21 protein-coding genes are annotated in these 18,494 nt (G+C 42.9%); 5 read left to right on the top strand and 16 right to left on the bottom strand.

Features of this window, described 5'->3' with window-relative positions; translation table 11 throughout:
- Positions 1 to 110: 110 nt before the first annotated feature.
- From HMPREF2619_RS08495 to HMPREF2619_RS08480, 4 genes are read right to left on the bottom strand one after another with little or no spacing between them, the layout of a single operon-like run.
- Positions 111 to 1,964: a proline--tRNA ligase gene (locus HMPREF2619_RS08495; protein ID WP_070460714.1), complete on the bottom strand. Its 1,854-nt coding sequence runs from the start codon at positions 1,962 to 1,964 to the stop codon at positions 111 to 113.
- A gap of 17 nt (positions 1,965 to 1,981) precedes the next feature.
- Positions 1,982 to 3,238 (bottom strand): RIP metalloprotease RseP, encoded by a 1,257-nt coding sequence (gene rseP / locus HMPREF2619_RS08490; RefSeq protein ID WP_070460712.1) that lies wholly within the window; start codon positions 3,236 to 3,238, stop codon positions 1,982 to 1,984.
- Positions 3,239 to 3,259: 21 nt separating this feature from the next.
- Positions 3,260 to 4,063 (bottom strand): phosphatidate cytidylyltransferase, encoded by an 804-nt coding sequence (locus HMPREF2619_RS08485; RefSeq protein ID WP_070460710.1) that lies wholly within the window; start codon positions 4,061 to 4,063, stop codon positions 3,260 to 3,262.
- Between the two features lie 8 nt (positions 4,064 to 4,071).
- Entirely contained in the window at positions 4,072 to 4,824 is a 753-nt protein-coding gene (locus HMPREF2619_RS08480) for an isoprenyl transferase (protein ID WP_045762765.1), read from the bottom strand.
- 215 nt (positions 4,825 to 5,039) lie between these two features.
- Between HMPREF2619_RS08480 and HMPREF2619_RS08475 the strand changes: the two genes are divergently transcribed.
- The 5 genes from HMPREF2619_RS08475 (at position 5,040) to HMPREF2619_RS08455 (ending at position 10,154) form a co-directional block, all read left to right on the top strand.
- Positions 5,040 to 5,435 (top strand): helix-hairpin-helix domain-containing protein, encoded by a 396-nt coding sequence (locus HMPREF2619_RS08475; RefSeq protein ID WP_045762766.1) that lies wholly within the window; start codon positions 5,040 to 5,042, stop codon positions 5,433 to 5,435.
- Between the two features lie 371 nt (positions 5,436 to 5,806).
- A complete protein-coding gene (locus tag HMPREF2619_RS08470; RefSeq protein ID WP_045762767.1) occupies positions 5,807 to 6,394 on the top strand; it encodes a flavin reductase family protein in 588 nt (195 codons plus the stop codon).
- Positions 6,372 to 6,932, top strand: coding sequence for a GNAT family N-acetyltransferase (locus HMPREF2619_RS08465; protein ID WP_070460709.1), 561 nt, complete (start codon positions 6,372 to 6,374; stop codon positions 6,930 to 6,932). Before HMPREF2619_RS08470 ends, HMPREF2619_RS08465 begins: the two co-directional genes overlap by 23 nt.
- The gene (locus tag HMPREF2619_RS08460; RefSeq protein WP_070460707.1) at positions 6,932 to 7,510 is read left to right on the top strand and encodes an AAA family ATPase; all 579 of its coding nucleotides are present in this window, start codon (positions 6,932 to 6,934) and stop codon (positions 7,508 to 7,510) included. The genes HMPREF2619_RS08465 and HMPREF2619_RS08460 overlap by 1 nt, the downstream gene beginning before the upstream one ends.
- Positions 7,503 to 10,154 carry a valine--tRNA ligase gene (locus tag HMPREF2619_RS08455; protein ID WP_070460705.1) on the top strand — a complete coding sequence of 884 codons (2,652 nt, stop codon included), beginning with the start codon at positions 7,503 to 7,505 and terminating at the stop codon, positions 10,152 to 10,154. The genes HMPREF2619_RS08460 and HMPREF2619_RS08455 overlap by 8 nt, the downstream gene beginning before the upstream one ends.
- Positions 10,155 to 10,215: 61 nt before the next feature.
- On the opposite strand, the gene HMPREF2619_RS08450 is transcribed toward HMPREF2619_RS08455, so the two are convergent.
- The 12 genes from HMPREF2619_RS08450 to HMPREF2619_RS08395 all read right to left on the bottom strand — a co-directional run bounded on the left by HMPREF2619_RS08450 (position 10,216) and on the right by HMPREF2619_RS08395 (position 18,358).
- On the bottom strand, positions 10,216 to 10,815 hold the full coding sequence (locus HMPREF2619_RS08450) for a response regulator transcription factor (RefSeq protein ID WP_070460703.1): 600 nt from the start codon (positions 10,813 to 10,815) through the stop codon (positions 10,216 to 10,218).
- A complete protein-coding gene (locus HMPREF2619_RS08445) occupies positions 10,816 to 11,913 on the bottom strand; it encodes a sensor histidine kinase (RefSeq protein ID WP_070460697.1) in 1,098 nt (365 codons plus the stop codon).
- Complete coding sequence (locus HMPREF2619_RS08440; RefSeq protein WP_070460695.1) at positions 11,913 to 12,650, bottom strand: ABC transporter permease; 738 nt, start codon at positions 12,648 to 12,650, stop codon at positions 11,913 to 11,915. The genes HMPREF2619_RS08445 and HMPREF2619_RS08440 overlap by 1 nt, the downstream gene beginning before the upstream one ends.
- Position 12,651: 1 nt before the next feature.
- Positions 12,652 to 13,536, bottom strand: a complete 885-nt coding sequence (locus HMPREF2619_RS08435; RefSeq protein ID WP_070460692.1) for an ABC transporter ATP-binding protein — start codon at positions 13,534 to 13,536, stop codon at positions 12,652 to 12,654.
- On the bottom strand, positions 13,523 to 13,717 hold the full coding sequence (locus tag HMPREF2619_RS08430; RefSeq protein ID WP_049502866.1) for a hypothetical protein: 195 nt from the start codon (positions 13,715 to 13,717) through the stop codon (positions 13,523 to 13,525). Before HMPREF2619_RS08430 ends, HMPREF2619_RS08435 begins: the two co-directional genes overlap by 14 nt.
- Positions 13,714 to 13,905: a hypothetical protein gene (locus tag HMPREF2619_RS08425; RefSeq protein WP_006152799.1), complete on the bottom strand. Its 192-nt coding sequence runs from the start codon at positions 13,903 to 13,905 to the stop codon at positions 13,714 to 13,716. Before HMPREF2619_RS08425 ends, HMPREF2619_RS08430 begins: the two co-directional genes overlap by 4 nt.
- Before the next feature lie 224 nt (positions 13,906 to 14,129).
- On the bottom strand, positions 14,130 to 15,797 hold the full coding sequence (locus HMPREF2619_RS08420) for a DAK2 domain-containing protein (RefSeq protein WP_070460690.1): 1,668 nt from the start codon (positions 15,795 to 15,797) through the stop codon (positions 14,130 to 14,132).
- Positions 15,798 to 15,799: 2 nt separating this feature from the next.
- Positions 15,800 to 16,165: an Asp23/Gls24 family envelope stress response protein gene (locus tag HMPREF2619_RS08415; RefSeq protein ID WP_000216431.1), complete on the bottom strand. Its 366-nt coding sequence runs from the start codon at positions 16,163 to 16,165 to the stop codon at positions 15,800 to 15,802.
- Positions 16,166 to 16,315: 150 nt separating this feature from the next.
- Entirely contained in the window at positions 16,316 to 16,504 is a 189-nt protein-coding gene (gene rpmB, locus HMPREF2619_RS08410) for a 50S ribosomal protein L28 (protein ID WP_001140948.1), read from the bottom strand.
- 106 nt (positions 16,505 to 16,610) lie between these two features.
- On the bottom strand, positions 16,611 to 17,285 hold the full coding sequence (locus tag HMPREF2619_RS08405) for a LiaF transmembrane domain-containing protein (RefSeq protein ID WP_070460688.1): 675 nt from the start codon (positions 17,283 to 17,285) through the stop codon (positions 16,611 to 16,613).
- Between the two features lie 4 nt (positions 17,286 to 17,289).
- Positions 17,290 to 17,736 carry a LytTR family DNA-binding domain-containing protein gene (locus tag HMPREF2619_RS08400; RefSeq protein WP_006155797.1) on the bottom strand — a complete coding sequence of 149 codons (447 nt, stop codon included), beginning with the start codon at positions 17,734 to 17,736 and terminating at the stop codon, positions 17,290 to 17,292.
- A 118-nt stretch (positions 17,737 to 17,854) separates the two neighbouring features.
- Positions 17,855 to 18,358 carry a phosphatase PAP2 family protein gene (locus HMPREF2619_RS08395; protein ID WP_070460686.1) on the bottom strand — a complete coding sequence of 168 codons (504 nt, stop codon included), beginning with the start codon at positions 18,356 to 18,358 and terminating at the stop codon, positions 17,855 to 17,857.
- Positions 18,359 to 18,494: the final 136 nt, after the last annotated feature.

Genomic DNA, 18,494 nt, shown 5'->3' with positions numbered 1-18,494 from the left:
TCCTAGTTTGCTCTTTGATTTTCATTGAGTCTTACTTTCTCTCATTATAAAGAAAAAACAAGGCAAAAACTAGTTACATTTTTGTCTTGTTTTTCTTCTGATTATAGATTTTATTTATTTGTTAGGATTTCAAGGGTTTCAAGCAAGTTATCTGCATGAACTTCGATTGTATCTCCTGTCGCCTTGATCTTCACTTCTACGATACCGTCAGCTGCTTTCTTCCCAACAGTGATACGGATTGGAAGACCAATCAGGTCGCTATCACTGAATTTAACACCGACACGTTCGTTACGGTCATCTGTCAAGACTTCGTAGCCTTTGTTGACTAAGGCTTCTTCGATACGATTAGTCAATTCAAGACTTGCTTCGTCCTTAACATTGACCGGAATCAAGTGCACATCAAATGGTGCCAATTCTTTAGGGAAATTGATACCCCAAGCGTAACGATATTCCCCTTTAGGTGTTTTGTTAACAAAGAGGCGAGCGTGTTGCTCCATAACCGCTGAAAGGAGACGACTAACACCGATACCGTAGCATCCCATGATGATTGGCACAGCACGACCATTTTCATCCAAGACATCTGCACCCATACTTGCTGAGTAACGAGTTCCCAGTTTAAAGATGTGACCGATTTCGATACCACGCGCAAAGTTAAGAATACCTTGTCCGTCTGGAGAAATTTCACCTTCACGAACTTCACGGATATCCACATACTCGGCAATGAAGTCACGACCTGGGTTGACACCAGTCAAGTGGTAACCATCTTCATTGGCACCAACAACAGCATTGCGACTATCTTGTACCTTGCGGTCTGCGATGATTTTAACATTTTCTGGAAGATCTACTGGGCCAAGGGAACCAAAGTCCGCTCCCAACAATTCTTTCACTTCTGCCTCAGTTGCAGGTTCCAAGAAATCTGCTCCAAGGTAGTTTTTAAACTTAACTTCATTGAGTTGGTCATTGCCAACGAGTAGGGCAACAACTGGCTCCTCATCTGCAATATAAACCAAGGTCTTGATTGTTTGTTCTTCAGAGACATTCAAGAAAGCAGCCACTTCATCAATCGATTTGACACCTGGTGTTTCCACGCGAGCCACTTCATCTTCAGTCACAACACGATTGCTTGGTTTGTACTCGTTGGTTGCCATTTCCAAGTTAGCCGCATAGCTTGACTCGCTTGAGTAGGCAATGGTATCCTCACCAGAAACCATCCATTTGAGCAATTCTGCCTTGATTTCTTCTTGCACTTGATCAGGAATTTCGTCAAATGATGCAACAGACTTGTCTAAAACAACCCAACGGTCAAGGTCTGTACGAGCAGGTGTGATGGCCATAAACTCTTGGCTATCCTTACCACCCATGGCTCCACCGTCACCGATGATTGCTTTGAAGTCCAAACCACTACGAGTGAAGATACGCTCATAGGCTGCCTTGTACTCATCATAAGTTACATCCAAGCTATCATAGTTAGCATGGAAGCTATAACCATCTTTCATGATGAATTCACGCGTACGAAGAAGTCCATTACGCGGACGTTTTTCATCACGGTACTTAGGCTGGATTTGGTACAAGTTCAGTGGCAATTGCTTGTAAGACTTGACAGAATCACGGACAATCGCTGTGAAGGTTTCTTCGTGAGTTGGCCCCAAGATAAAGTCTGACTTCTCACGGTTTTTCAATTTGTACAAGTCCTCACCGTAAGTTTCATAACGACCAGATTCACGCCAAAGGTCAGCACTGAGAAGGGCTGGAGCCAACATCTCAACAGCACCAATCTTGTCAAACTCTTGACGCATGATCTTCTTGGCTTTTTCGATAACACGGTTAGCAAGTGGTAGGTATGAGTAAACACCTGCTGATACTTGACGAACATAACCAGCACGCAACATAAGGGCGTGACTGATAACTTGAGCATCGCTTGGCATTTCGCGAAGCGTTGGGATAAGCATTTTACTTTGTTTCATAATGACTCCTCTATTTCTTAAAAGAAGGTACGCATGATGTCGTTCCATGTCACGGCGAGCATCAAGACGACCATAATGACAACTCCAACCAGAGTGACATAGGTTTCAATTTCTTGTTTTAGTGGTTTGCGGCGAATAGCTTCAATGATGTTAAGCACGATTTTTCCACCGTCGAGCGCAGGGATTGGAATCAGATTGAAAATCCCGATATTGATGGAAATCATAGCCAAGAAGTACAAGACATTTTCCAGTCCATTCTTGGCAGCATCGCTACTTGCCTTAAAGATAGCAACAGGACCGCCCAGCTTATTCAAATCTGGTTGAAAGATCAAGCTTTTCAAAGCATTGAGAATTCGCAAGGCTGAATCAGCCGCAGTTGTAAATCCGCCCATAAACATAGACCAGATGTCTGATTTGAGCCTTGGCTGAACACCCAGTATATAACGACCTTGGCTTTCTTCAGGTGTCACACTGACTTGTTTTTCAGTGCCATTTTCAGAAATCGTCACATCCAAAACGGGCGCTGTTTTGTCCTTGGTTTCTGCATCAACCGCCTGAATCAAATCTGACCAGTTTGAAATCTCATAACTGCCGACTTTAGTGATTTGGGCCGTATTTTCAACACCAACCTTAGCCAAAGCGCTATCTGGAATAATACTGAAGTTATTCGTTTGCGTATCACGGACGCCACCTTGCATGAAAATCAAGATCCAGAAAACGACGACTCCTAGGATAAAATTATTCATAGGACCAGCAAAGTTGGTAATCAATTTGCCCCAGACAGTCGCATTTTGATATTGGACGTCTAAGGGAGCAATACGAACTTCCGTTCCATCAGCTTCCACAATGGTCGCATCATGGTCTACTGAGAAAGTCTTTTCCTCTTCTAAGACCAAGCCTCTAATAAAGAGTTTATCCTCAAAATCAAACTGAGTGACTTGCATAGGCAGAGCTGTCTGGTCAACCTTTTTACCAGAGAGATTGATGCGTTTGACCTTACCATCCGCTGCCAATGTTAGGCTTGCAGGAGTTCCAGTCTTAATTTCTGTCGTATCTTCACCCCAACCTGCCATCCGAACGTAACCACCAAGTGGCAGGAGACGAATGGTATAAGCAGTTCCATCTTTTCCGATGTGGGCAAAGATTTTGGGGCCCATACCGATGGCAAATTCACGAACTAAAATCCCAGATTTCTTAGCAAAGTAAAAATGTCCGAATTCGTGAACCACTACGATAATCCCAAAGACCAGGATAAATGTTAGTAATCCTATCATTTAATTTCTATTTACCTTTCCTTAAAATAAGCCAAAGAGGTGCATAATAGGGAAGACAGCCAGCATGCAATCAAAACGATCCAATACCCCACCATGACCTGGGATAAACTTACCTGAGTCTTTGACACCAAAGTGACGTTTCATTGCACTTTCAATCAAATCACCCAACTGACCAGCTATACTAAAGAAAATAGCAAAGACCATCATTTTGTAAATCCCATAAGGTAAAGCAACGGTACTATCAACTAGCATAAAAATCAAAGTCACTAGCATAGCAGCCAAGATACCTCCCATAGCACCCTCTATGGTCTTGTTAGGGGAAACTCTCGGAGCTAGTTTTCTCTTACCAAACTTCATTCCTACTAGATAGGCTCCACTATCGGTTGCCCAGACCATACACAGTCCCAAAAGCGCCTTATCCAAACCTGCAATACGAGCATCGACCAAAGCATTAAAGCCAAAACCAACATAAAAACTCATGGCAATCGGAAAAACAGCATCCTCAATAGTATAGTTCTTGCTGAAGACTGTTGCCCCTAGTAAAATCAGTATCACGACACTATAAGCAACAACGTTTCCATCCACAGGCAAAAACTTCAGGTAGTTTTCCAAAGGAATAGTCAGAAAAAAGGTTGCTAGTAAAGTCAAGAGTCCTTCAGGCGTCATGGTATTTAAACCCTTCATGCGCCGTAACTCATGTACTCCCAACATAGCCACAATCCCCATGGCAATCTGGAGCCATAAGCCACCAATCGCCAAGATTGGGATAAAGATAGCCAAGGCCAAGATAGCAAAAAGGGTTCTCTTTTGTAAATCCTGTATCATAATATCTCCTAAACTCCTCCAAAACGACGGTTGCGACGATTGTACTCGATGATAGCTTCTTTCAAGGCTTCCTCATCAAAGTCAGGCCACAAGACATCCGTGAAATAGAGCTCGCTATAAGCAGCCTGCCATGGCAAGAAATTACTCAAACGAAGTTCACCGCTGGTCCGAATAATCAAGTCAGGATCACGCAAGACTTTTGGCAAATGTCCCGTAAAGAGATATTCCCCAATCAACTCCTCGGTGATATCACCAGGATTGATCTTAGCATCTAAAACATCCTGTGCAATCAACTTGACCGCTTGTGTAATCTCAGCTCGTCCACCATAATTAAGGGCAAAATTGAGAATCAATCCTGTATTTAACTTAGTCAGTTCTTCTGCCTTTTTAAGAGCATCAAAAGTCTGCTTCGGCAAACGATCAGTCTCCCCAATCATTTGAATCTTCATGTTCTTCTGATGCAATTCGGGAACAAACTTATCATAAAATTCAACAGGTAAGTTCATGATAAATTTGACTTCCTGATCTGGACGGGTCCAGTTTTCAGTTGAGAAGGCATAGACCGTCAAGGCTTTGACTCCCATATCACTAGCAGCAATGGCTACCGTTCTCAAAGCATCCATCCCAGCCTTATGCCCAAAGACACGCGGTTGCATCCGTTTTTTAGCCCAACGACCATTCCCATCCATGATCACACCGATGTGGTCTGGCACCATTGTGGGGGTTTCTGTTGCTTTATCTTTTTTTAAAAATCCAAACATGATTGTATTCCTATTCAAAAATCTATCGTTTCATTATACCATATTTTTCACTTTTCTTCTATTATCGTCTATCATTCTACGGCGAAATTTCCCATATATCTCCTATATTTCCAGTATATCAAGCCTTGCAATTCCTAAAGAAAGTTGATACAATAAAGTCATAGAGATTCGATCCTTGTTCAGCCACAGGGATTTTTTATTGAAAGGATTTTATCATGTCAAAGACACTCCAACGTAAAAAACAATTGAGAAACAGCCTACGTCGCTCAGGTGCATTTTCAAGCACTGTAAACAAGGTTGTCGAAGAAACAAAAAAAGTTGTAAAACATGCTGAAAAAGCAGCAAGCGATGCAGGTAAAGCTGTCTCTAAAAAGGTTGAAAAAACTGTAGAAGCAACCAAAGAGCAAGCTCAAAAAGTTGCTACTTCTGTAGAAGATTTCGCAGCTAACCTAGGGGGACTTTCAGTTGACCGCGCTAAGACTTTCTACGATGAAGGTATCAAGTCTGCTGCTGACTTCAAAAACTGGACAGAAAAAGAACTCCTTGCCTTGAAAGGAATCGGTCCAGCTACTATCAAGAAATTAAAAGAAAACGGCATCAAGTTCAAGTAATCTTTCTTGTCCCTTGCATTTCCGTCAAAAACTTGTTAAAATAAAGCCATTAGAGGTGTTTTGAGTCCCACATTTTACAGAAAGTGGCGGAGCTGAGAAGTCCACAAATGTGTCAAAACTGGTTGCTAGTGAGTTGAAATTAAAAATTTAAATATAACTATTTTTGTTTCCTTTTAGAACTAGACAGCGAGTTGCAGGCTGTACTCAAGTACGGCAAGACGAGCTAACGACGTCATAAAAGAGAAACAAGAAGATTAAAGTTGCGGGCATCTGCCCGAAATTGGGTGGTACCGCGGATTAACACATTCGTCCCTGTCAGATTGATGGCAGGGGCGATTTTTATTTTAGACCCCTAGCCAAAGGAGGTTGTCATGAAACAATCTTTTAACACCAGCAAGCTCTACTATGGTTTTCCAATCTTCATCTTGGGATATCAGGACCAGAACTTTGGGCACAATATCACGACCTGCAGTTCCTCTTATAGCCTGGGCGATTGGCTGGTCATCGGTGTTGGTGCTGAGGAAAATGCGGCTGACCAGATTAAGCATTATCAACAGTTTACCGTAAACATCCCTGATGAAAACTTCATGCTCGAAATGGAGCAGGCTGGTTTTATCAGCCATCGGGAAAAGTTGAAACACTTGGGACTAGACTATAAGATTTCTAAACGGACACAGGCACCTATTTTAGAGGCTTGCCCAGTCGTATTGGATTGTCAGGTAGATCGGATCATCGAGGAGGATGGCATCTGCCATATCTTTGCTAAGATTCTTGATCGATTGGCTGATTCAGAACTACTGGACGAAAAAGGGCATTTTAAAAATGACCGCTTTGCACCGACTTACTTTATGGGTGATGGCCATCAGCGTGTTTACCGCTATCTAGATGAACGAGTCGCCCCCATGGGAAGCTTCATCAAGAAAGCGAGGAAAAAAGATGACCAGAGCAGAACTACCTGAACGAATCGAGACGGAGCGACTGGTCTTGCGAGTACGTACAGTGGCGGATGCTGAGGATATCTTTGGCTATGCCAGTTGTCCAGAAGTCTCTTACCCAGCAGGGTTTCCACCTGTCAAAACCTTGGAAGATGAGATTTATTACCTAGAACATATCCTTCCCGAGCGTAATCAAAAGGACAATCTCCCAGCAGGCTATGGAATTGTGATTAAAGGGACCGATACAATCATTGGTTCTGTCGATTTCCCCCATCGCCACGAAGATGATGTGCTAGAGATTGGCTATACCTTGCACCCAGATTATTGGGGGCGCGGTTATGTTCCTGAAGCAGCGCGTGCCTTGATTGACCTAGCTTTTAAAGAATTGGGGCTTCACAAGGTAGAATTGTCTTGCTTTGGCTACAATGTCCAAAGTCAACGAGTCGCTGAGAAACTTGGTTTCACCCTTGAAGCTCGCATAAGGGATCGCAAAGATGCCCAAGGCAATCGTTGTGATGATTTGAGATACGGCTTGCTGAGGAGTGAGTGGGAGGCGGATTGATGCATGTTTTCATCATTGGAGCTCCAGCCTCAGGGAAAATGACCATTGGTCAGGAACTTTCAAAACTCACCGGTGCAACTCTCTTTTTCAACCATCAACCAATAGATTTCGCACTCGAAATCTATCAGGACTATACAGAGGAAATGTGGGAATTTGTTCGTGGAATCACCTTTTCTTTCCTTGGAGCAAGTGCAAGAAACCAGCGATCAGTAATTTTAACAGACGTAATTGATTTTTCAAATCAGTACCAGCTGATGTATTTAAAGCAAATTCAGAATTTGTTGGATGATTATCATCAAGAGATTCTTTTTGTTGAGTTGGAAACAAGTCTTGAAGAGCGCATGCATCGAAATCGAACGGAGAATCGGTTGAAGTATAAACCCTTGAAACGGAATTTTGAGGTATCTGAAAGAGAAATTTTAGATACTGATAAAACGAATCAACTTAATTCTCAAAAGCAACCGAGTGGTCTTCACTACTACCTTAAAATTGATAATACGAATCTGTCTGCAGAAGAAGTCGCAAAGCAGATTCAAGAAAAAATGAAAACAATAGAGAAAGGACAAACACATGTCTAAAGAACTTTCACCTAAATACAATCCAGCCGAGGTTGAGGCTGGACGTTACCAAAAATGGCTTGACGAAGATGTTTTCAAGCCTTCTGGAGATAAAAAGGCTAAGCCTTATTCAATCGTGATTCCACCACCAAACGTGACTGGGAAACTTCACCTTGGTCACGCTTGGGATACGACTTTGCAAGATATCATCATCCGTCAAAAACGCATGCAAGGCTTTGATACGCTTTGGCTTCCAGGGATGGATCACGCGGGGATTGCGACTCAAGCTAAGGTTGAGGAGCGCTTGCGTGGTGAGGGCATTTCCCGCTATGACCTTGGTCGTGAAAAATTCCTCGATAAGGTTTGGGAATGGAAAGACGAATATGCCACTACCATCAAGGAACAATGGGGCAAGATGGGGCTATCTGTAGACTACTCTCGTGAACGTTTCACTCTTGACGAAGGTTTGTCAAAAGCCGTTCGCAAGGTTTTTGTGGACCTTTACAAGAAAGGCTGGATCTACCGTGGTGAGTTTATCATCAACTGGGACCCAGCAGCTCGCACAGCCCTTTCTGATATCGAAGTTATCCACAAGGACGTCGAAGGTGCCTTCTACCACATGAACTACATGCTGGAAGATGGCTCACGCGCCCTTGAAGTGGCGACAACTCGTCCTGAGACTATGTTTGGGGACGTAGCCGTTGCGGTCAATCCAGAAGATCCACGCTACAAGAACTTGATTGGTCAAAACGTTATTCTGCCAATCGCTAATAAACTGATCCCAATCGTTGGAGACGAGCACGCAGATCCTGAATTTGGTACAGGTGTCGTGAAAATCACACCTGCCCACGATCCAAATGACTTCTTGGTTGGTCAACGTCACAACTTACCACAAGTCAACGTCATGAACGACGACGGAACTATGAATGACTTGGCCTTCGAATTTGCAGGCATGGACCGTTTTGAAGCTCGTAAAGCAGTCGTGGCTAAGTTGGAAGAAATCGGTGCCCTTGTTAAAATCGAAAAACGTGTCCACAGTGTTGGGCACTCAGAGCGTACAGGTGTTGTGGTTGAACCACGCTTGTCTACTCAATGGTTTGTGAAGATGGACCAATTAGCTAAGAATGCCATTGCCAACCAAGATACAGATGATAAGGTAGAATTCTACCCACCTCGTTTCAACGATACCTTCCTCCAATGGATGGAAAATGTCCACGACTGGGTAATCTCTCGTCAGCTCTGGTGGGGTCACCAAATCCCTGCTTGGTACAATGCCGAGGGTGAAATGTATGTCGGCGAAGAAGCTCCAGAAGGCGACGGTTGGACTCAGGACGAAGACGTCTTGGATACGTGGTTCAGTTCTGCCCTTTGGCCATTCTCAACTATGGGCTGGCCTGATGTCGATTCAGAAGACTTCAAACGTTACTTCCCAACTTCAACCTTGGTAACAGGTTACGACATCATCTTCTTCTGGGTGTCTCGTATGATCTTCCAATCCTTGGAATTCACTGGCCGTCAGCCATTCCAAAACGTTCTTATCCACGGTCTTATCCGTGACGAGCAAGGACGTAAGATGTCTAAATCACTCGGTAACGGGATTGACCCGATGGATGTTATCGAGAAATATGGTGCCGATGCCCTTCGCTGGTTCCTTTCAAACGGTTCTGCACCAGGTCAAGACGTGCGCTTCTCTTACGAGAAAATGGATGCTTCATGGAACTTCATCAACAAGATCTGGAACATCTCTCGCTACATCCTCATGAACAATGAAGGCTTGACCCTCAAGCAAGCTACTGCCAATGTCGAAAAAGTTGTTAAGAAGGAAGCTGGAAATGTCACAGACCGCTGGATTCTCCACAACCTCAATGAAACCATCGGCAAAGCTACTGCCAACTTTGATAAGTTTGAATTTGGTGTGGCTGGTCACATCCTCTACAACTTCATCTGGGATGAATTTGCGGACTGGTACGTTGAGTTGACTAAGGAAGTCCTTTACAGCGACAATGAGGACGAAAAAGTCATCACACGCTCTGTTCTCCTTTACACTTTGGACAAGATCCTTCGTCTCCTCCATCCAATCATGCCATTCGTAACAGAGGAAATCTTTGGACAAATCTCAGAAGGCTCTATCGTTACAGCTGCTTACCCAACTGTTAATCCAGCCTTTGAAGATCTTGTTGCCCACACTGGTGTGGAAAGTCTCAAAGACTTGATTCGTGCCGTTCGTAATGCGCGTGCGGAAGTAAACGTTGCTCCAAGCAAGCCTATCACCATTCTCGTGAAGACAAGCGATAGCGACTTGGAAGCCTTCTTTAACAGCAATGTCAACTACATCAAACGCTTCACAAATCCAGAACACCTGGAAATCGCATCAAACATCCCTGCACCTGAACTCGCTATGTCAAGCGTTATCACAGGAGCAGAAATCTACTTGCCTCTCGCAGACCTCCTCAATGTCGAAGAAGAACTCGCTCGTCTCGACAAGGAACTGGCTAAATGGCAAAAAGAACTGGATATGGTAGGTAAGAAGCTCTCTAACGAACGCTTCGTAGCCAATGCCAAACCAGAAGTCGTCCAAAAAGAACGCGACAAACAAGCCGACTACCAAGCCAAATACGATGCGACCGTCGCACGTATTGATGAGATGAAGAAGTTGGTGAAATAAACACACAAAAAATCTCTTAGATTCATTTCTAAGAGATTTTTTAGATTTTTTCTTTCTCCCCTCACAACCAGCCTTCTTCTTCGGCAGTTTTGGCTGCTTCTGTTCGATTGCTAGCGCCTAGTTTGGAGAGGATATTGGTCATGTAATTACGAACTGTACCGTTAGAGAGGTAGAGCTGGTCAGCAATTTCTTGGTTGGATAGGCCTTGGGCAACTCCTTGTAAAACAGCCACTTCTTGCTCAGTCAAGGGATTGGGATGGGTCATCATGACCTCCATCAGCTCTGGAGAATATTCCTTTCGTCCTTCTAGCACCGTATGCAGGGTTTGCATGAGCTCGGCGATGCTTCGCTCTTTCAAGACATAGGCGTCGACTCCTGCTTTGACCGCTCGTTCAAAATAGCCTGGGCGTTTAAAGGTCGTAACGATAACCACCTTGGTTTCAGGCACTTCTTGTTTGATCCATTCGAGAGCTTCTAATCCCGTCTTGACTGGCATTTCGACATCAAGGATGGCAATATCTACTGCTTCTTTTTCCAAAATTTGGATGACTTCAGCTCCATTTTTCGCCTGCAAGACAGTCTCCACATCTGGTTGAAAGCTTAAGAGCTGGCACATAGCATCTCTAAGCATACTTTGATCTTCTGCGACTAATACTTTCATCTACTTTCTCTCCTTATAAGGCAGATGCACGCGCACCTCTGTGGGATCTTTCAAACTGACCAGCTCTACTTGACCTGAGAAGGCTGCTGCACGGTCTCGGACTGTATGAAGTTCATTCCCTTTTACAGTTGCAAAACCTTTCCCATCATCTCTGACTGTCAGGACCAATTCCTGATCTGTACGTTCCAGTTTTAGATAGGCTTTTTCAGCCCTGGCATGTTTGATGATATTGGTCGCCAGTTCTAACAAAATCATGGCAGCCGTCGACTCTACATCCTGGGTCAGGCTAGCCTTGTCCAATTGATTGTCAACCTCAACCTCAATCCCAGCAATTTCCAGCATCTTCTTAACAGTCTCAAGTTCTGAAGCTAGGGTCCGTGATTTCAGATTTTCCACGATAGTTCGCACTTCATTCATGGAATCCTTACTTATCTGGTGAATTTCTTTTAATTCCTTTTCCACCTGTGGATAAGCCTCCATCTGAAATAACTGCAAGGCTAAATCTGTCTTGACACTCAGCATAGCAAAGGTATGTCCCAGACTATCATGCAAATCCTGACCGATACGACTACGTTCATTTTCAGCAAGCAATAAATTTATCTGAGCATTTTGCTTGGCCTGAGCTTCTTTCAAATCCTCCACAATGCGAATCCGAACCAAGCCAAAAGTCATTAAATCGACAAAAGCAAGAATTACAAGTAGATAGAATAGATACTCAACTTCGATTCTCTGAAAAATCAAAAGTTGGCCCAAAACAAGGACTTGAGCAAGAAGAAAAGTCCAGACATGTAAAGACTTTAAACCACCTACGTTGAAATGATAACTTAAGAGATTGGATAGGAAAAAGAAAAACCAGATATAATTAACAGTAACAAAGGCAGTATTCCCAACTACATAAGTCAGCATGATCCCCCAGAAAAGCCAAGATAGGCGCTGGCTCTTAGTTGTTAAAATACCCAAATACGCCACTACAAATAGAATATCAATCAATAAATGCCAGGCAGAAAGCCACCCAGTAACTACAGGTAGGATGGGGAAAATCATAAAAATTAAACTGGCCCAATACATATAATCTATGCTTTTCAGTCTTTCAAGCATTAAGCATTCTCCTTATGACCTTTAAGGTAAATGGTCAAACCAAACAAAACTGCTGAAAAAACAAGTAGATAAACTGTGGCTGATAAATTGATGCCACCCTCGTTTAAGAAGGTCTTGAGCAACTCCATCAACTGATAGCTTGGTAGGCGCTTCCCGATTGCTTGCATCCAGTCTGGAAATAAAGAGACAGGCATCCAGAGTCCGCCTAAAACAGCCAAGCCAAAGTAAAGAAGATTGCCCACGACTGACATCAGCTGACTAGACGGTAAGAGAGTCAGGATCAAGCCAAGCGCTACAAAAGCTATACTTCCTACTATCAGCAAGAACGCAGCCCCAATCCAGTTTCCAAGAGACATATCCACACCTCTTACAAAATGCCCAACTGAGAAAACAACCAGAATTGAGACCAAATAATCAACCATCATACTTGTTATCTTTGATAGATAATATTCTACCATATTTACAGGGCTATGACGTAATATTTTCTGCCAGTTGTTGATCTTGTCGGTATGTAAAACAACTGGGAATGAAAAGATAGCTGTCGACATCATGGAGAAGGCCGTCATGGAGATGAGGTAGTCGCGCATAAAATTAGCTGGTCCACCAGGTGTGTCCTGGTACATGCCTGAAAAGAATAAATAGAATGCTGTCGGCATCCCTACGGATAATAGATAATAGACTAATTGTCGTTTGGTCAATAGAAATTCTATCTTGTTTAGTGCGATCCATCGTTTCATCTTAGTCATCTCCCTTTTGTGTTTCTTCAAAGATTGTATCCAACAAGCTACGATTATTGACTTCAATTTCTTGAATCCTACATCCTGCTTGCACTAACAGTTCCCAGAAAGCATCCGCTTCACGTGTAACTACTTGCAAAGCATCTTGTTTGTGTGACCAATTTTCAACCAAGTTAGACTGCTCAATGACTTCCTTGTAAGCCAGAGGAAGGATAAAATGCTTTTCAATCTCTTCACTACGCATGGCTAGAGGTGTTGTATCACGAATCAACTCTCCCTTATTTAAGACCAAAATCCGGTCAGCTGTATGCTCTACTTCTTCGATATAATGGGATGAATAGAGAATGGTGACTCCCTGCGCTTTTAGATCCTGGACAATTTCCCAAAAACGTTGACGAGTTGAGGTATCCATGGCTGCAGTAGGCTCATCCAAAAAGACAAGCTTTGGTCGGCCAATCAAGGTCAAGACAAAAGAGAAGAGACGTTTTTGCCCACCTGACAATTTTTCTGCGAATTGCTCTTTTTGTTGCTTGTCAAACTGCAATAGTTGATCGATTTCCTGGTTGCTCAAGGGATTTGGGTAAATGCTTTGAAAGAAAGCAATCAACTCTTTGACCTTTAATTTCTGAACGATGACATTTTCTTGAGGGAGGTAGGATCTTGTGTAGTCTAACTTAGAGCTCGTCACTGGCAAGCCTTGGATGGATACTTGACCGCTTGTGACCAGTTTATCTCCAAGCAAACAGTCCAAGAGTGTGGTCTTTCCAGCACCATTTGGCCCAATCAAGGCGACGCACTCACCTTCAGCTACCTCAAAGGAAATATCCTTCAAAATAGCCTTGCCCTTGATGTTTTTATTTAGGCTTTCTACCTTAATCATGTTCATGATATTCTCCTTTCAGCCACTCCTTTCCCATCGGAAAGGCGATAAAAATCATAAATCCTAATCCCCAGGCACCACGGATGGCTTGGTGAAGGAAGGCTTGATCAAACCAACCTGTAAACATTTCTACCAACCATACCACTAGTGATAGTCCAATAAAAAGAAAGAGAATCGCTTTTTTCATTTTTCAAACTCCTTTTTCACATCTGAGACCAATTTCAAGCCTTCTCGGATCAACCAAGACATGATTCCAAAGCTTGCAAACAACTCCCAAGGAAAATGATAGAAGCCTTCATCCAATCCTGAAAACATGAGATAAGTCATGACTCCTGCTGCTACTAAACTCATTGCGACAATCACTTTATGTTTCATTTTTTTCTTCCTCCATTTGATACATCTAGTATAATTCTTTGAAGGTAGAATCACTAGAAGCTTCTGTCATGAGGATATATGACAAATGTCATTAAAAATGATGGAACAGAAATTACTAGATTGGATTGATTTTCTAGCACCAATCAGCTACTGATTCCAAAACTCATTGCAAACGAAAAAGATCGGGAATCTTTTCCCGACCTCTTTCGTTTTCTATTTCATTCTTATTCCACACTGAAGAGATATGGATACACTGGTTGTTGACCTTGGTGGATTTCTACTTCGACATCTTCGAATTCTTCTGCGATTTCTTGGGCGATTTGGTTAGCCAATTCTTCGCTTCCGTCTTCTCCGACATAGAAGGTTACGATTTCACTGTCTTCATCCAACATATGTTTCAAAGTTTCAGTCAGAGTTTGGTGCATATCAGGGTTTGATACGAGGATCTTACCATCCACCATACCAAGATTGTCATTTTCATGGATTTCCAAACCATCAATAGTCGTGTCACGAACAGCTGTTGTTACACTACCACTAACGACATCGCCAAGGGCTGCAGTCATGCGTTCTTTATTTTCTTCGATAGACTTGCTTGGATCGAAGGCAAGAAGGCTAGTCAATCCTTGAGGAAGAGTACGTGCTTCTACCACTACTGCTGGTTGTTCCAATACCTCTGCAGCAGATTGTGCTGCCATAAAGATATTTTTGTTGTTTGGCAAGAAGATGATGTTGCGAGCATTCACTTGCTCTACAGCCTTGATAAAGTCTTCTGTCGAAGGGTTCATGGTTTGTCCACCTTCGATAACATAGTCCACACCTTGAGCACGGAAAATGTCTGCCAAGCCTTGTCCAGCTACTACTGCGATAAGGGCGTATTCTTTTTCTTCAGCTGGTTTGCTGACTTGAGCTGCTTCTTTTTCCACTTGTGCTTCGTGTTGGTTACGCATGTTATCGACTTTAACCTTAACCAAGCTACCATATTTAAGACCTTCTTGCATAACAAGACCTGGATCTTCTGTATGGACGTGAACTTTAACGATTTCATCGTCATTGACAACAAGCAATGAGTCCCCAAGTTCGTTCAAGTAGTTGCGGAATTCATCGTAGTTAAACTCTTTAGCATAAGTTGGGCCTTGTTTAAGGGCAACCATGATCTCCGTACAGTAACCAAAGGTAATGTCTTCTGTTGCCACATGTCCAGCTACAGACTTGTGGTGTTCAGCATTGATCATTTCACTCATGTTGGCTGGAGTAGCGACAAAGTCCTCAGAAGCGCTATATTCACCAGTAAGAGCTGAAAGGAAACCTTCATAGATGAAGACCAAACCTTGACCACCAGAGTCCACAACACCAACTTCCTTCAAGACTGGAAGCATGTCTGGAGTCTTAGCAAGGGCTGTTTTAGCTCCTTCTAAGGCAGCGCGCATAACCTCAATGGCATCGTCTGTCTGCTCGGCTTTTTTCTTAGCACCGATGGCAGCACCACGTGATACAGTCAAGATTGTTCCTTCAACTGGCTTCATAACAGCCTTGTAGGCTACTTCAACACCAGATTGGAAGGCAAGAGCTAGATCTTTTCCTGTTAACTCTTCTTTTGTCTTGATGGCTTGTGAAAATCCGCGGAAAAGCTGAGAAGTGATAACTCCAGAGTTCCCACGCGCACCCATCAACAGACCTTTAGCCAAGATACTTGCAACCTCACCAACTGTTGAAGCTGGTTTGTCTGCTACTTCTTTAGCACCATTTTCGATAGTCATTCCCATGTTTGTTCCTGTATCTCCATCTGGAACTGGGAAGACGTTCAATGAGTTGACATATTCGGCTTGCTTGTTCAAACGAGTAGATGCAGCCTGTACCATTTCTTGAAATAAGCTTGTAGTAATATTTGACACGATTATTCTCCTACAACTTTGATATTTTGAATGTAGACATTTACAGTTTGAGCAGTGATGCCAAGTTGGTTTTCCAAACTAAAGCGTACACGCTCTTGGATGTTTTTTGAGACTTCACTAATCTTAGTTCCGTAGCTCAACACGGTATATACATCAACTGCAATGCTACCATCTTCGGCCGCTTTTACAACGACACCTTTAGAATAATTTTCCTTCCCAAGGAGGGCTTGGAAATTATCTTTGAGGGCTTTCTTACTTGCCATACCGACCACACCAAAAATCTCAGTTGCTGCACCTCCTACAACGGTAGCAATCACTTCATCTGTTAGTTCGATTTGACCATCTTTTGTATTAATTTTTACAGTCATTTTTTCTACCTCAACTAGTTGATACTCTATTTTATCATATTTCAAGCCAAGTGTAAAAGCAGAATACTGTATCGGCGGATATTTGCTCCTTTGACGAGGCTTTTTTAACTCAGAGTAAAAGAAAAAGACCTGATGGCCTTTTACTCTTTATTAAACGCGTTCTACTTTACCTGATTTCAAAGCACGAGCTGAAGCCCAAACTTTTTTAGGTTTACCATCGATAAGTACAGTAACTTTTTGAAGGTTTGGTTTTACGGCACGTTTTGTTTGGTTCATCGCGTGTGAACGGTTGTTTCCTGATACAGTCTTACGACCTGTAAAGTAACATACTTTAGCCATTTGTGTTTTCCTCCTATTAGATCTAATATAGCGGATGTGCTAGCACCACATACTGTACTATGTTATCACACTTTCTCTGTTTTGGCAAGGGGATTGGAAGATTTTTTTATTTAACGTAAACAACTCCTAATTTCCCAAAAGCAACGTCCCCACGGATAATCAAAGTTTTGCTGGTTGGGGCTACAGGAGCATCTGCCTTGGCCGCACCACAAAAAGTTTCCACCTTTAGATCTACTCTCCAGTGTTGAGGCACGTAGATAACTGCATTCCCAAAACCGACTTCGATATTCAGAGTAGCAAAATCACCTAACATCTCTGCATTGTCATAATAGATTTTGGCATTCCCAAATCCGACCTCAAACTCATCTTCTACCAATTCTTGGTCTTGCTTGTAAAATGTACCCGCCCCAAAAGCGACTTCCTTGTCTGTCAGAATGGTCTTTTCACCGTCATACCACCATTTTTTTCCATTCCAAGTTCTGTTAGAATGAGTGAGTGCGCTGACACCCATTACGATTAAAATACTTGCCCAGAACAATGACTGATTGGGAATCGGTAAAATGTCATAAAAATGATTAGCAATCATGAGGGCCACTAGGGCTGTAAAAGAAGCTGATGTCAGATGACGACGAAGCAAAGCCTCAACTGATTGATAGGCAAAAAATCCAATACCGATCAAGGGCCAAATTTCCCCTTCAAGTGAAGGAATACCAAAATTCCCCTGCAATAACACTACAGCTGCCAATACTAGCAACACAATACCAAATGCTTTCTTTTTCATGTTCTTACCTCATGTTTCTTAGATTTTCTTTTAGGAGGGATTGGTAGTGCCGTGACACGTGAACCTCCTTGTGGGTTTGATAAAAGGAAATAGTACCTGTCCCTGAGAAGGACTTGTCCACCGAGTAGACCTGCCGAAGATTGGCTATGGTCGACTTGGATACCCGACTGAAATAGCGGGGCAGGATGGACTCTAACTCATAAAGCTTAAGCCGAACCTCGTAGGCCTCTTTCTGGGTATGGGCGTAAATCTTGCTACCTTCTGTCTCAAAAAAGAGAATTTCCGCCAAGTCTAAGTAGTACTCACCCGTCCCCTTGTAAAAGATCAACCTAGGAGCTTTGGTTTCTTGCAAGAGTCGTTGCAAGTCAGCTATTTCATCTGTCAGGGCTGCAGCCTTGATGACAATCTCTGTCTCAGTTAATTCACTATCAATCTCGATTCGTAACTTCATCCTATCTCCTTTCTGCATCTACTATACCAAAGCCTAAAAGACTTTACAAGAGCAAAAAAGCAAGTGGTCACTTTTGACCCGTAAGTGGTTACGAGGCCAAGCCCACTTGCTTTGCTTTTTAGAAAATAAAGAAAAGAATTCCCAAGAGGAGGCCACAGGCGTAGCCAACTAAAACATCCTTGGGATAATGAACACCACCTAAAACCCGCACAAAGCCGAGAAGAGCTGATAAGACCAACAAAACCAACCCCTCAGATAAATTTGCATGCAGGCAAGCCATGGAAATGATGGTTGCTGAAAAGACATGGCGACTAGGCATTGAATTACCCGCACTGTCCTTGTCTAATAGCGGAATAATTTCCCAAGACTCATAAGGACGTGGTTGATTGATCCACTTACGAACAAGCGTCAATAGGACAAAGCCTAAAGCTGGAACTAAAATATAGGCAGAAAGTTCTTTCCCAACCCCTTTACTTACAAAGTTTGTCCCCAACAAGGTCAAGTAAGCTAAGGGCATCAGAACTGTCATCATGCGATTAAAGACTCGCAGCAATTGCAATAGTTGTGGATGACGAAGAAGACTTGATTTCCTCTTATCGTACCATTCTTGATAGTTTTTCATCTGTTTTCTCGTTGTTTCTAGATTTTACACAAGAAGCCTGACAGAACGAGTCTGCTAGCATCTCCTACTCTAGTATAGTGCAGAAAAAGAAGGCCGTCAAGCCTTCTTTTGATTATGCGACTTTCAGTCCGTCTCG

The sequence above is a fragment of the Streptococcus sp. HMSC074B11 genome (genome assembly GCF_001808705.1).
Lineage (GTDB): Bacteria > Bacillota > Bacilli > Lactobacillales > Streptococcaceae > Streptococcus.
Note: the sequence above shows the minus strand (reverse complement) of the source record. Positions and strands in the feature narration are given on the sequence as shown.